The sequence below is a fragment of the Fundidesulfovibrio soli genome (assembly GCF_022808695.1).
Lineage (GTDB): Bacteria > Desulfobacterota > Desulfovibrionia > Desulfovibrionales > Desulfovibrionaceae > Fundidesulfovibrio > Fundidesulfovibrio soli.
Genome location: NZ_JAKZKW010000001.1, coordinates 682700 through 695341, shown reverse-complemented (window position 1 = coordinate 695341; position 12642 = coordinate 682700). Strand labels below are relative to the sequence as shown.

At 67.2% G+C, this 12642-nt stretch carries 12 protein-coding genes; all 12 read right to left on the bottom strand.

From position 1 onward, the window contains the following. Nucleotide 1: 1 nt before the first annotated feature. The gene (locus MLE18_RS03170) at nt 2–1186 is read right to left on the bottom strand and encodes a glycosyltransferase family 2 protein (protein WP_243367318.1); all 1185 of its coding nucleotides are present in this window, start codon (nt 1184–1186) and stop codon (nt 2–4) included. Beyond that, nucleotides 1183–1974, bottom strand: a complete 792-nt coding sequence (locus MLE18_RS03165) for a class I SAM-dependent methyltransferase (protein WP_243367316.1) — start codon at nt 1972–1974, stop codon at nt 1183–1185. The genes MLE18_RS03170 and MLE18_RS03165 overlap by 4 nt, the downstream gene beginning before the upstream one ends. 68 nt (nt 1975–2042) lie before the next feature. Further along, nucleotides 2043–3536, bottom strand: coding sequence for a hypothetical protein (locus MLE18_RS03160; RefSeq protein ID WP_243367314.1), 1494 nt, complete (start codon nt 3534–3536; stop codon nt 2043–2045). Further along, nucleotides 3537–4490, bottom strand: coding sequence for a glycosyltransferase family 2 protein (locus MLE18_RS03155; RefSeq protein ID WP_243367312.1), 954 nt, complete (start codon nt 4488–4490; stop codon nt 3537–3539). Then, nucleotides 4487–4999, bottom strand: coding sequence for a hypothetical protein (locus MLE18_RS03150; protein WP_243367310.1), 513 nt, complete (start codon nt 4997–4999; stop codon nt 4487–4489). The genes MLE18_RS03155 and MLE18_RS03150 overlap by 4 nt, the downstream gene beginning before the upstream one ends. Continuing rightward, complete coding sequence (locus MLE18_RS03145) at nt 4996–6099, bottom strand: radical SAM protein (protein WP_243367308.1); 1104 nt, start codon at nt 6097–6099, stop codon at nt 4996–4998. Before MLE18_RS03145 ends, MLE18_RS03150 begins: the two co-directional genes overlap by 4 nt. Then, complete coding sequence (locus MLE18_RS03140) at nt 6089–7327, bottom strand: glycosyltransferase family 4 protein (protein WP_243367306.1); 1239 nt, start codon at nt 7325–7327, stop codon at nt 6089–6091. Before MLE18_RS03140 ends, MLE18_RS03145 begins: the two co-directional genes overlap by 11 nt. Continuing rightward, nucleotides 7309–8742 carry a flippase gene (locus MLE18_RS03135; protein ID WP_243367304.1) on the bottom strand — a complete coding sequence of 478 codons (1434 nt, stop codon included), beginning with the start codon at nt 8740–8742 and terminating at the stop codon, nt 7309–7311. Before MLE18_RS03135 ends, MLE18_RS03140 begins: the two co-directional genes overlap by 19 nt. Before the next feature lie 67 nt (nt 8743–8809). Further along, on the bottom strand, nt 8810–9790 hold the full coding sequence (locus MLE18_RS03130) for an acyltransferase family protein (protein WP_243367302.1): 981 nt from the start codon (nt 9788–9790) through the stop codon (nt 8810–8812). Beyond that, nucleotides 9790–11292 carry an O-antigen ligase family protein gene (locus tag MLE18_RS03125; protein ID WP_243367300.1) on the bottom strand — a complete coding sequence of 501 codons (1503 nt, stop codon included), beginning with the start codon at nt 11290–11292 and terminating at the stop codon, nt 9790–9792. Before MLE18_RS03125 ends, MLE18_RS03130 begins: the two co-directional genes overlap by 1 nt. 21 nt (nt 11293–11313) lie before the next feature. After that, a complete protein-coding gene (locus MLE18_RS03120; RefSeq protein WP_243367298.1) occupies nt 11314–11928 on the bottom strand; it encodes an acyltransferase in 615 nt (204 codons plus the stop codon). Between the two features lie 22 nt (nt 11929–11950). Further along, nucleotides 11951–12631 carry a CpsD/CapB family tyrosine-protein kinase gene (locus MLE18_RS03115; protein ID WP_243367296.1) on the bottom strand — a complete coding sequence of 227 codons (681 nt, stop codon included), beginning with the start codon at nt 12629–12631 and terminating at the stop codon, nt 11951–11953. Between the last annotated feature and the right edge of the window lie 11 nt (nt 12632–12642).

The following is a 12642-nucleotide window of genomic DNA, read 5'->3' as shown; positions in this document are numbered from 1 at the left end:
TTCAAACCCGGGGTGTTCTGTCCCAGTTGGCCACCCGCCCGAAGCTGGCCGCCACATGCACCCAGACGCGCCACGCGGCGTAGGCCGGGATCATGCCCAGGGCCTGCAGATCCGCCAGGGAGGCGCGCCGTCCGCTCAAGCCCAGCAGGAAATAGCCCGCATGGGCGCAGCTCAGCGCCAGGGCGGCCTGGAGCGGCGCGGCCGGGCCTCCCGCCAGGGCAAGCGGCAGGGCCAGCACCGCGAGCCCGCAACAGGCGGCGAAATTGAGCGAGAAGGGGGGCATGGCCAGATAGAGCGCGTAGGCCGCGCCGAGGCAGTCCCGTTCGGCGAGGCGCTGGCGCATGAGGCGCCCAAGCGGCCCCTTGGCCTCTGATTCCCCGGCGGACCAGCGGCGGCGCTGCACCAGGGCCGAGGCCATGTCCGGGGGCATGTACTGCTGGCTGACGGCCAGGGGGTCGTAGTGGATGCGCTCCCCGGCCGCCACGAAGGCGATTGTTGCGTCCAGGTCCTCCGTGAGGGAGCGCCCGGGCCAGCCGTGGCGCTCCACCACGCCGCGCGAGAGGCAGATGCCCGTTCCGCGCAGCGGCACCGAGAGCCCGAGCAGCTCCAGGCCGGGGTATTGCCACAAGTTCTTCAGGGTCATGGCCATGGAGGTCAGGCGGGTGAACCAGGTGCGCTCAGGCTCCAGCACGTCGTAGCGGCCCTGGACCACCTCCCGCCTCAGGGAGGTCCAGCCCGCCATGCGCGGCAGAAAATTCGCCGCCGGGCGCGAGTCCGCGTCGAAGAGCACCACGGCGTCGAAGCCGCCACGCTCCCGGATGGCTGCAAGACCGAATTCCAGCGCGTAGGCCTTGCCCCGGCGCTGCGGGTCGTCGCGCTCCAGGCAGACGGCCCCTGCCAGGCGCGCCTCGGCGGCGGTGGCGTCTGTGCAGTTGTCCGCCACCACGAACACCCGGAGGTTGTCGGTGGGATGCGCCGAAGCGAGAATCGCCCTGACGGTTCCGCCGATCATGAGTTCCTCGTCGTGCGCGGGCACCAGCACGGCCAGACGCACATGGAGGGCCTGCGGAGGCTGCCCGGCCTTGCGCAGGTTTCTCAGTGAGGCCAGCGCGAGCAGCCCCAGCGCCGCCAGCCACAGCGCCAGCGGGGCGAGACAGAGAAACAGCAGCGCGGCGGCCAGGGTCATGCGGCCGCCTTGCGGGCTTCAAGCAGGATGGAGTTGCCCCTGCTGCGGGGCAGAAGGTCGGCCAGGCCCAGGAGCATGGCCGGGAACAGGGTGAGGGGCCGCACCAGCCGGTCCAGCGTGCGCGACTTCCAGCACAGGCTGTTGAGCTCGAACGCCGCCTCGCCCGGGGGCGAGAAGGTGGGCTCGGGCGCCCTGGGTTGGAGCCCGGCCCCGGCCACCAGCGAGGTGAGTTCCTCGGGTGTGTATTCCTCGCGGACGTGCCCAGGGTCGGTGTGGGACTTGAACCAGGGCAGGAAGCGGCGCTGCAGCGAGCGCCGCAAGGGCACGTGCAGCACCAGCCTGCCGCCCGGGAGCATGCTGGCGGCGAAGAACTCCATGAGGGCGCGGTCCCGGGGGATGTGCTCCAGAACGTCCGCGCAGTAGATCAGGCCGAAGCGCGGGGAGGGGACCATGTCCTGGAAGTCGCCCTGCACGGCCTCCACGTTGGCGAGGCCCGCGGCCTTGGCCCGCGCCCTGAGGTTCCGGACGTGCCCCGAGTCGATCTCCATCCCCAGGAAGGATGACTGTGGATGCCTGCGGGCCATGGCCAGCAGCAGGTAGCCCTCGCCGAAGCCGAACTCCATCACCTGCGGGGGGACGCGCTCACGCTCCAGGGCGCGCAGCATATGCAGGGAGCGCAGCCGGGTGTGAACGGACGTGACACCCGTGAGGGAGCGGAGCAGCCCGTCCCCCTCGCTGTTTCGCCTGTAGCCCATGCCCAGGGTGAAATACACGTCAAGTCCAGACATCGGTTCCCCTCCGGAAATTGATGCGGGGGGCGCGCTTGTCGTGCGCGCCCCCCGCATGGGCAGTGGCGCTACTGCACCGGCGTGGAATAATGGACGATGGCGACACCCGCGCCCGGCAGCGTGAAGGTGGGGCCAGTCTTGGCGTAGGTGGTCGCCTTTACGGCGTCGCCCTGCTCGTTGGTGGTCATCGCGGTGGCGGCGCCGAGCACCCAGAGAGAGAAGGTGGACACCATACCGGTCTGGGCGTCCCGTACGTCGAGCACGAAGGGGGTCTTGGGAGTGCGGTTGACCACCAGCACCCAGACGTCCGAGCCCTTCGTGAAGGACTGGGCCCATACCGCCGGCACGGACATGCCCGAGGGGACGTTGCCAACCGTTTTGTAGCTCATGAGAGGGGCGTTGACGGTGGTAGAGAGGGCGTCGGCCCCGGTCATGGGCTTGAGCGCCTTGTAGAGCAGCCCCGACGGCCTGAGCCTGGGGTCGTTCCAACTCTTGACCAGCCCGAAGTTGTTGTTGCCCACCATGGACCAGAAGTTGGCCTGGGAGATGCCGTTGACCGCGCTGTACCCGACCATCTGGGCCACGTACCCGGCCTGGACCAGGGCGGTGCTGAAGCGCCAGTTGTTGGTGGCGTTGTCCATGCCCACGTTGAATTCCGTGACGAACAGCTGGGCCTTGGGGTTCTTCGACTGCACAAGGGTGCGCACGCTGGCCATGTTCTTGGCCAGGGCCACCGGGGCCGCCATGATGGCCTTGACCGTGTCGTCGTCGGTGGTGAGCGCGCCGAAGGGGGCGTAGAGGTGCAGCGAATAGAAGTCAGCCGTCGCGGCGGTGGCGGACACCACGGCGGCGTTCCAGGTGTTCTCCTCCGGGATGACGTATTTGCCCCAGGTGGTGCCGATGAGGCTGCCTTCGAGGATCGCGCCGACCTTCACCGAGGGGTCCACGGCCTTGAGAGCCTTGGAGAAGGCTATGAAACTGGTGCCGTAGGCGGCAGCGGTGGTGTAGGAGGGGTCGTCCGGCAGATAGGATTCGTTGCCCACCTCCCACCACGGGGTGGAGACGTTCTTGCTCTGCAGGTAACTCAGCCAGGCGGCCGCTTCGGAGGGCGGCTGTGTCAGGTTGGCCGTAATCATGCCCTTGGCCGAGAGGGCCTGGAGGATGGCGGCGTACTCGTCGCTGCCGCAGTACATCAGCTCAGGGGTCTTGACGTAGTTCAGGCTCGTGCTCCTGGCGCCCAGGGCCCCGATGCCGTTGCGCCAGGAGTAGATGCTCGCGAGCAGGCCGCCGGGGTAGCGCAGCGTCGGAGGCCCAAGTTGCTGGGCCGCGGCGATGGCCGCGGGCTGGAGCTGCGTGGTGCCGGGCGTCAGCAGCCCGTCACAGCCCGAGGTCCACTGAACGTTCGCCCCGAGCAGTTCCAGCGGGAAGCTGCCCTTGACCGCCCGGCGGTCCAGGCTGATGTGGTAGGTGGCCGCCAGTGATTCGGTCTCGTTGTCCCCGAGCACGAAATAGCAGGCGACAAGCATCGCGCAAATGATGAGAAGACGTGTGCGGGTGTGCATTCATCGCTCCTTTTGGGGGAAAAGCACCCGAAGATTGTTGCCGTGCCACCGCAGCCTGTCCCTGTTTCCTGGGGTCGGACGCAGGGAGTACGCCAGCAGCCAGATCAGCCACTTCACGAGCGAACCGGCCATTTCGACCCCGCAAAGAGCCAGCGCTTCAGCGAATCCGTGATGGAGGATGTAGTAACGTCTGTGTCCGGCCGCGATTCTCGCCAGGCGCGCCGTGGAGGCTTCCCCTCCGGAGCTGGCCGCTACGCCGTGGACCACGCAGGTCATTGGATAGAGATAAGCATGGCGGCCCCTGGAGGCTAGACGCTTCTGCAGCTCCAACTCCTCCCCGTAGAGAAATATGGATTCGTCAAAGCCACCTGCGGCTTCAAAATCCGTGCGGCGGACCATCATGGCCGCGCCGACAACCCAATCCACCCTCGTTGGTTCGTCGAATTCCGTTGGACCGTGGAAGAAGGCCAGGGCCTCGGCCGCGCGGGGCCACACCCGCCTCAAGCGATCAGCCAGGAAGTCCCTGCCGGCCAGGATGCGAAGCAAGCCCGGAAATCGCGCCGCCGCGTGCTGCGGGGCCCCGTCCGGCCCTATGAGCGCGCTCCCGGCCACGGCGGCGTCCGGCCGGGTGTCCAGGAAGCGGGCCAGGATGCCGGGCGTGTCCTCCTGGAGCGCGGCGTCGGAGTTGAGAAAGAACAGGTACTCGCCCCGCGCGTGGCGCGCGCCCAGGTTGCAGCCCCCGCCGAAGCCCCGGTTGCGGCCCGAGACGACGATCTGCACGGGGCCCGGGGCCGCTTCGAGCGCCTCCAGGCTCACGGGGCCGGAGGCGTTGTCCACCACGATGGCTTCCGTGCGGCCGGGGTCCGTGTGCCGCCACACGCTCTCCAGGCAGGCCAGGGTCAACTCCGGGGTCCGGTAGTTGACCACGATGACCGATACGGACGGCGCGTTCATTTCAAAACGACGAAAGTGCGCAGCACGCTCGGTATGATGAGGCCGTTGCGCATGTAGGCCCACACCTGCCAGACGTACCGGCCCGGCTGCCTGGCCTGGTAGATGGCGGTGTTGGTCTTGCCCTCGGCGCTCAGGCCCGGGCGCAGGGTTTCGCGCAAGCCCCCCTCGCGGTCCACGGAGACTTCGTAGCGGGCCACCGCTGAGGGGTCGGTCCCGGCGGGGTGCCAGCCCAGGGTGATTTCCATGCCCTGCCTGAACACGGCTCCAGTCTGGGGGAAGGCTTGGTAGACCTGGTCGGACCGGAACTCCGTCTGGGGTCCGGCCGTGGGGAATTTCCACTTCTCCTCTTGCGGGTTCTTCACGTGGCGCTCGTAGACCTCGCCCTGGCGGCTCAGCCCCTGCGTGTTCACGGGTTCGTTGGATTGCTGGCCCGCCGCGCGCGCATTGACGCACAGGAGGGGCAGGGCCAGCAGGACTGCGGCGCAGGCAAAGAGGTGTTTGGCGTTCATTTCTGCCTCGGCACGAGCTTGAGGTATGTCGCGTTCTCGTCGGGAGACGCGGTGTGGCGGAAGCGCTCCTCGCAACGCAGGCACGGCAGGGGATTCTTGTCGCCGTGCAGGGCCTTGCGCAGCTTGCGGTAGCCTCCGCCGTTCCAGATGGCGTCGAAGGATTGTTCGCGCAGGTTGCCCATGACGTACTGCGGGGCGAAGCAGCAGGCCCGGACGTCGCCCTCGAAGGATATCATGGCGTACTGCCAGGGGTAGCGGCAGGGAGGCAGGGCCGCCGGGGCGGGTGTCTGTCCGAAAATTTTCGGCAGCTCCAGGCGGATGCGGCGGTCCCGGGCCTCCATGGCCGCCTGCGCGAAACTCTCGGCGCACAGGGCCGGGTCCCCCAGCAGGCTCTGGGCGGCCATGTCCTCGTCCCAGGCCACCAGGTGGGAGGCCTTGATGGCGTCCACCCCGGCCTCGTCCGCCATGCGCACCAGCGCGGGCAGCTCGGCCACGTTGCCGCGCATGGTCACGAACTCGATGTGGATATGGGGCCGGGAGGAGCCCGAGGCGTCGCGCTCCTTGACCACTTCGCGCAGGTTGCCCCAGACCTTGCCGAAATCGGAACCAGCGCGGATGGACTCGTAGGTCTCCGCAGTGGCCCCGTCCACGGAGAAGACCACGTAGGCAAGGGGCCTTGCGGAGCGGGAGACGATCCTGCGGTACATCTTCGCGTCCATGAGCAGGCCGTTGGTGAAGAAGCCCACCCGCCCGCAGCGGAGCCTGGGCAGCATGTCGTGGAAGGCCCTGGACATGATGGGCTCGCCGTAGCCGAACAGCGCTATCTCCTGCACCGTCCCCGAGAGCTCCACGACCTTGTCGCACAGGGCGGGGTCCATGTCCCCCAGCTTGAGCTCGGTGGAGTGGCGGGAGCAGAAGGTGCAGTTGATGTTGCAGCGGTTGGTGACCTCCACCTGCATCATCCACGGCCGGGCGCTGTACGGCAGGCCCAGCTTGCCGCAGAGCACGGAGCCGAAGGTGTTGGCCTGGATGCCTGGGGAGGACTGCCCGAAGAGCGCCTCCACCTTCTGCAGGAAAGTCGTCTCGGGATTAGTGGGCACGGTGTGTCTCCATCTGTTTTTTCAGGTCGCGCTCCAACCCGGCGGCTATGGCCGTCCAGTCGAACCGCTCCACGCACAGCCTCCGGGCCTCCTCCGAAAGGGCGTCGGCCAGCCCCGGCTCCTCCCGGAGGGCGCGCAGCGCCGCCAGCGTCTCAGCGGGGCCTTCCGCGAACAGCGCCGACTTGCGGTGCTCGAGAGGCAGGCCCTCGGCGCCCACCGCGCTGGTGATGACCGGCAGCCCCGCCGCCATGGACTCCAGAATCTTCAGGCGAGTCCCGCCGCCGATGCGGAAGGGAGCGACGGAGGCGGCGCATCCAGCGTAGAGCGGGGCCAGATCCTCCACGAAGCCCGTGAAGCGCACGTCCGGCCCGGCCAGGTCCGAGAGGTCCATCCCGGCCGTATCCCCCGCCACGGTCAGGCTCACGCCGGGCACCGCGCGCCGCAGCAGGGGCATGTGTTCGCGCACGAAATGCCGGACGGCGTCCAGGTTGGGGGCGTGCCCCATGCCGCCCACGAACAGCAGCGAGGTACTGCCCATGGGGCGGGGGCCGGGAGAGGGCCTGATGGAGGCCGTGTCCACGCCGTTGGGCGCGACGATCACCCGGGCCTGCGGGGCCAGGGCGCGCAATTCGCCGGCGTCGTGCCCGGACATGGCCACCACCGTGCGGAACCGGCGCAGCTGGCGCGTCTCCTCCAGTTTCCAGAGCCTGTAGCGCAGCCACAGGAGCAGCTTGCCCGGCCAGGGCGCCACCTGGAAAGCCCGTCGCTTGGGCACGAAGGAGATGTCGTGCTCCACAAGGGCGGCACGGGGCCCCAGGGCCTCCAGCACGTCTTCGGGCGCGTTCAGGGCCATGAAGAAGAACTCCACCAGCAGCGCGTCGTACCCGGGAGCCAGCTTCCGCACGGCCCGCTCGTGGAAGGGGTGGCGCACCAGGGCGGCGAACAGGGGGGTGCCCGTCAGGCACATGGCCGCCACCCGCGCCAGCCGGGCCAGCTTGTCGCCCAGGGGGGCGGCCTGCGCTCCGGTCGCGCCCACGGTGCGCAGTTCCAGATCGCTGAACCAGCTCCGGCATTCGGTGATGTGCTCGCGCTCCCCGGCGGTGACGTTGCCCACGAAACCGATCTCGTTGCCGTTGGCCTTGAGCGCGCGGATAAGCCCGGCCAGGCGCACCCTGGTGCCCGTAGTGGGCGGCAGCGGGAACACGGGGCTCAGGATGAGGATGCGCACGGCGCACCTCCTCTCTCAGCGAACAAGCGCAAGGCGCAGCGCAGCGGGGCCGGGCGCAGCACCCCCACGAGCGCGAGCCAGCCCAGGAACAGGGCCGGAGCGGCCAGGGCCGATGCCACGGGGGGCAGCCAGAATCCCACGGCGATCCCAGAAACAGCGCCCGGGAGCGACAGGGCCATTGCGGAGGCGAGCCCCAAGGGGAATATCCTGGTTCCCACGTACCACATGTGAAACAGCGCGATGGAACCCATGGCGATCAGCCCGGCCCAGGCCGCGCCCTCCAGCCCCCCCAGGCGCACGCCGAGAATGTACAGGGCCAGGGTGCCTGCCGTGCCCCAGGAAACGATCCTCAGGGCCGTGCGCTCCTTGCGGCAGGATTGAAGCAGGAAGCCCAGGAGGCCGTTGATCGCGTGCAGGGGCAGCATGAAGGCGAGCACTGCCAGCAGCCCTCCCGCCTGCACGAAGCCGGGGCCGAACAGCAACGGCACCAGTTGGCTGCTGGCCCCGTACAGGAACAGGCTGACGGCCGTGCACACCACGGCCAGCAGCCCGGCGCTGAAGCGGGTCAGCTCCCGGGCGTGCCCGTCAGTGGCGTGCATGGTCCGGGAGAGGGCGGGGTAGATGGCGGCCACGAGGCTCTCCGGCATGAGGAAGGTCAGCGACACCAGACGCATGGCTGCGCCGTAGATTCCGGCGGCGGCCTCCCCCATGAACAGCGAGACCACGATGATGTCCATGCGGAAATAGAACGTCGCAACCAGGACCATCATGCCGAAGGAGGGAATGCCGCGCAGCAGCGCCCGGGCCTTCTCGCGGCTGAGAACCGCCAGGCCGGGGCGCCCGTCCCGCAGCATCAGCAGGGCGCAGATGCCGGAGAGGCTGCGCGAGACCACGTGAATGACCAGCAGCGATTGTAGGCCATACCCCAGGGTCAAGGCGGCCACGCTGGCTCCGACGCGCAGCCCGTTCTCCAGCGCGCTGAGCGCGACCATTGGCTTGGAGCGGCCCTGCGCGATGAAGGCCGATTCTGCGACCTGGCCAAGGACGGCCCCGGGCAAGCCCGCACCTACGATGGCCGCGCCCTGCACCATCCCCGGGGAGTAGCCCGCGGCAACGGTGAAGGCCACGAACAGCGCCCAGGCCAGCAGCGAACCCGGAAGCATCACGGCGAGCGAGGCCCCGATCCATTGCGGGCCGTGCTCCTTGTCCACCGAGATCTCGCGTGTGAGCATCGGGCCCAGGCCCAGCGTGGCCACGGCCTGGAAAACCAGGATCAGGCTCATGAGCAGGATGTAGAGGCCGAAGTCCTCCAGGCTCAAGCGTCTGGCGCAGTACCAGAACAGCACGAAGGAGAACAACGGCTGCAGCACCCGGGCCAGGAACAGCCCCGCGCCTGTCTTGAGCAGTTTCGCCATTGCCATGCACCTTCAATGCGTTACCGAAATACTCCCCCGGCCCTGGCATGCGCAAAGGGCGGAAGGATCATGTGAACACTTTCCGCAACAGTGGAATGCGCGGAATCACATTGCGCTGCGTCCAGATTGGTCCCCAGATGCCGACGGTCATCAGCACGGGCAGGATCAGGAGAAAGGCGTGGCCGTCCCAGGATACGAAACGAAGGATCAGCCCCCTGGCCACGTTGATGAAGATCGTGTTGAACAGATAGATCGGGTACATGTACTGCCCGAGCAGGGCCAGTAACCGGGAGCGGACCACCGGGCCGGTCCGGCAGAGCCCGTGCAGCGCGGGGATGGCGCATACGGATACGGGGAAGTCGTTCATGGTCACGTTCACCGCCAGGGCGCACATCCCGGCGAAGACGAGCAGGAGCAGCCACACGTACTTGTCCACGATGCGCAGATAGGCGGGGTAATGGTCGTATACGGCGATCCCCAACACCAGGAAGATGAAGTACCTTCCGCACAGGTTGAGCGCCAGGAAGTCCGGCAGCGGCAGGAAGTGGAGCACCAGCGCCGGAAGGATCAACAGCTCGGCCCGGCCGCGGGCCAGGCGCAGCAGGGGTGGGGCGACGGCGCTGAACAGGAACAGCACGTAGATGAACCACAGGAACGAGGCGTACGGGCTCGTTTTCGGCGAGATGAACACGGTGAGGTATGCGCTGAAGCCCGACAGAGGCTCGCCCACGTTGCCGATGCTCTGCACGGTCATCTTCCCGGCGAAGATGATGGTCGCCATGACGACGTAGGCCGGTATGAGCCGCCAGAATCTTTTTTTCAGGAATGCCGCGTAGTCGTCCAGGGTCTTCGGGAGCCCGCTCAAGGCCATGGTGATGCCCGTGATGAAGAAGAAGAACTGCATCTGGTACCAGTAACTGACGTGATACAAGAAGATGTACCAGTCGTTTCCGGCCGGGAACTGCATGTTGTAGGAGTGGTTGAACACCAGGAAGAGCATCAGTAGGCCCCTCCCGATGTCCAGGTCCGGGTGGCGTTCCCTGGCCATCAGCGGCGTCCTTCACCGGCTGCGGGAGCCGCCAGGATCGCCCTGGACAGCAGCACGATCACGCCCAGGTGCCACCAGAGCTGGCTGGCGATTTCCAGCTTGCGCAGACTCGGGCCGAACATGTCGGCCACGAAATATCCCGACAGGCCGGACAGAAGCGCGGCCAGCAACAGCGCGTGCTCGCCCCCGCCCTCCCGCTTGAAGGCGTTCCAGCCGAACACGGCGACGGACAGGAGGAAGAGCAGGTAGGCTCCCAGGCCGAGCAGCCCGATTTCGGAGGCCATGAGCAGGTAGATGTTGTGCACCACCGGGGCCAGGCCGGCTGCTGCCTCGTAGATGTTGTAATACCCGAACTCGGGCCCGGCCATGTTGAAGTTGTTGAGGCCGACTCCGACTACCGGGAATGTCTCGATCATGCTTATCGCCAGGTTGTTCAGGTCGGCGCGCGCGGAGATGTTCACCGGGTCCGAGAGGACTATCTTGTCGTATATCTGGCCGGAAAGGCTCGCCAGAACCACCAGGGCGGCGGCCGTCATGCCCGCCAGCAGCTTGCTGTGGCGCTTGACCCAGGCCCGGCCCTGGGGCGTGCATGCGATCAGAACGAGGAAGACGACGACCGTGGACGCCGCGGCCAGGAAGCCGCCGCGCGAGAGGGTCAGCAGCAGGGAGGCGAAGGCGCTGCCCGCCGCGAGCAGGAAGAGCAGCCTCTTCGCGCCACGGGTGGAAAGGGCCATGACGGAAACCGGCATGAGCAGCGCGGCCATGGGCACGGCCAGATAGTTGGGGTGGCGGTAGGTGCCGCCTACGCGCAGCACGAGGTCCGCCCCGAGCTTCTCCCTGAATCCGGCCACCTGGATGCCCAGGAAGGAAAAGGAATCCGGCAGTGCGTTCACGTACTCGGCCAGGACGACCGCGAACTCAAGGATCAGGCTGGCGCCGAGGCCGTAGAACATGGGCAGGAGGGATCGCTCGAAGACCGTGTCGCTGTCCATGTTGTCCAGGTGGAAGGCCACGATGAGAAAGAGCAGGCAGCATTTGAGCTCGAACACGAACTGGGTGAAGACCAGTTCGGAGTCGATGGCATTGTAGAGCGACAGGAGCAGGGTGAGAAAATAGACGCCGAGCAGCACCAGCTGGACCTTCGGCAACGGAGCGCGGGCTCCCTGGCTTTTCTCCCCGGCCGGGGCAACGAACAGCAGCGCCAGGAGGCAGAGGTCCATGAGGCTGACGTAATAGGCTGGAATGCCGCCCAGGAAGAGGTAGTAGTCCTCTCCGACGAAGAACTTCCTGGGGTTGAACACCAGGGCGAATCCCACCGTGAAGAGCAGCATGTTCCTGACGTAGCCCGTCCTGCTGAAGGCGATCAGGGCCGTGATCCCGGCCATGACCAGCACCAGGAAGATGTAGGCGTTGGGCTGGCCGACCGGCATGAACAGGGGGGCCAGCCCGGCGGCCGCCGCCAGAAGCACCATGGGCGCGATGTGCTTGAGAGAGGATAGCATGGCTTGATCCCCCGGATGGCGCTAATGGAAACGCCAGCGCCAGTTGAGGAGGTAGTTCGGGTCTTCCTGGGGCTCCCGTTTGCCCAAGGGCTCGGCCGGGACCCCCCCGACGATGGTGAAGGGCTCCACGTCCTTGACCACCACGGCCCCGGGGAGCACGACGGCCCCCCGGCCGATTCTGCACATGATCACCATGGAGCGCGCGTAGATGACTGCGTGGTCCTCGATGACGACCGGGCGCATCTGCATGGCGAACCCCTCCGCGCAGCCTATTTTGTGGCCCCCGACGCCGATGAACACCTGCATGGCGATGTTGACGTTGTTGCCGATGGTCAGCCCGCCGCCGGGATATCCGACCCCGGCCAGGAACAGGTCCGCCCCGATGCAGGTGTTGTCTCCTATGCTCACGCCGGGTCCAGGCACGCCGTGGATGCGCAGACGCTCGTGCAGGGAGGTGTCCTTGCCGATGGCCCAGCGCATGATGTTGCGGTAGAACCACAACCTGAACCAATGGCTCGGAACGTGGCAGACAACGTGGTTGGACACGTAGCTGATCACGTCCAGAAACAGGTCGTGGAACGAGTCCGGGAGCAGGCTGCGCGCGGCGCGCCTGACCTCGGCTGCTGTGAGTCCCATCGCGGCTCCCTGTCCCGCCGGCCTAGTGATAGAGCCAGGTCGGGATGTGGAAGCGCCGGAAGTTGAGCACTCCGCCCACCACCTTCGCCCGGGCCAGGTGCAGCTGGTTCATGGTGGCGTGCACCACGGCCTTGCGGGTTTTCTCCGACTTGGCCACGAAGATCACCCCGTCCGTGCAGGAGGCCAAGCTGAAGGTCTCCGGGCAGGTGGTGATGGGGGCCGCGTCCAGGATGATCATCTCATATTCCTTGCCCAGTTCGCGCAGGCGGGCCTTGAAGTCGCTGCGGCCGGACAGCAGGGTCCTGGGCAGCAGGGACTTGTCGCCCGCGGCCATCACGGAGAGGTTGCCGATGCTCTGCGCTATGTCCGGCCCGCGCGTGCCTTCGAGGTAATCCGCGAAGCCGGGCGAGGGCGGCATGCGGTGGATCTTGTGCAGCGTGGGGTTGTCGAAGTCGGCGTCGATGAGCAGCACCCGCATCAGCACCTTTTCGCTCAGGTAGTGGGCGAACAGGCGCGATATGGTGCTCACCCCAGAACCCCTGCCCCCGCCCTGGAACAGCAGGATGCACGGGGGGGACTGGCCGTCAGGGCAGTTCATCATCTGGTTGGCCAACTGCTGGAAACAGGTGTCGAACGGAACGAAGGGCATTGAGCCCCGCGAAGCGGCTTCGGCCGGCGTGTTGATCATTTTCACGATGTCCATATGTCATCCCG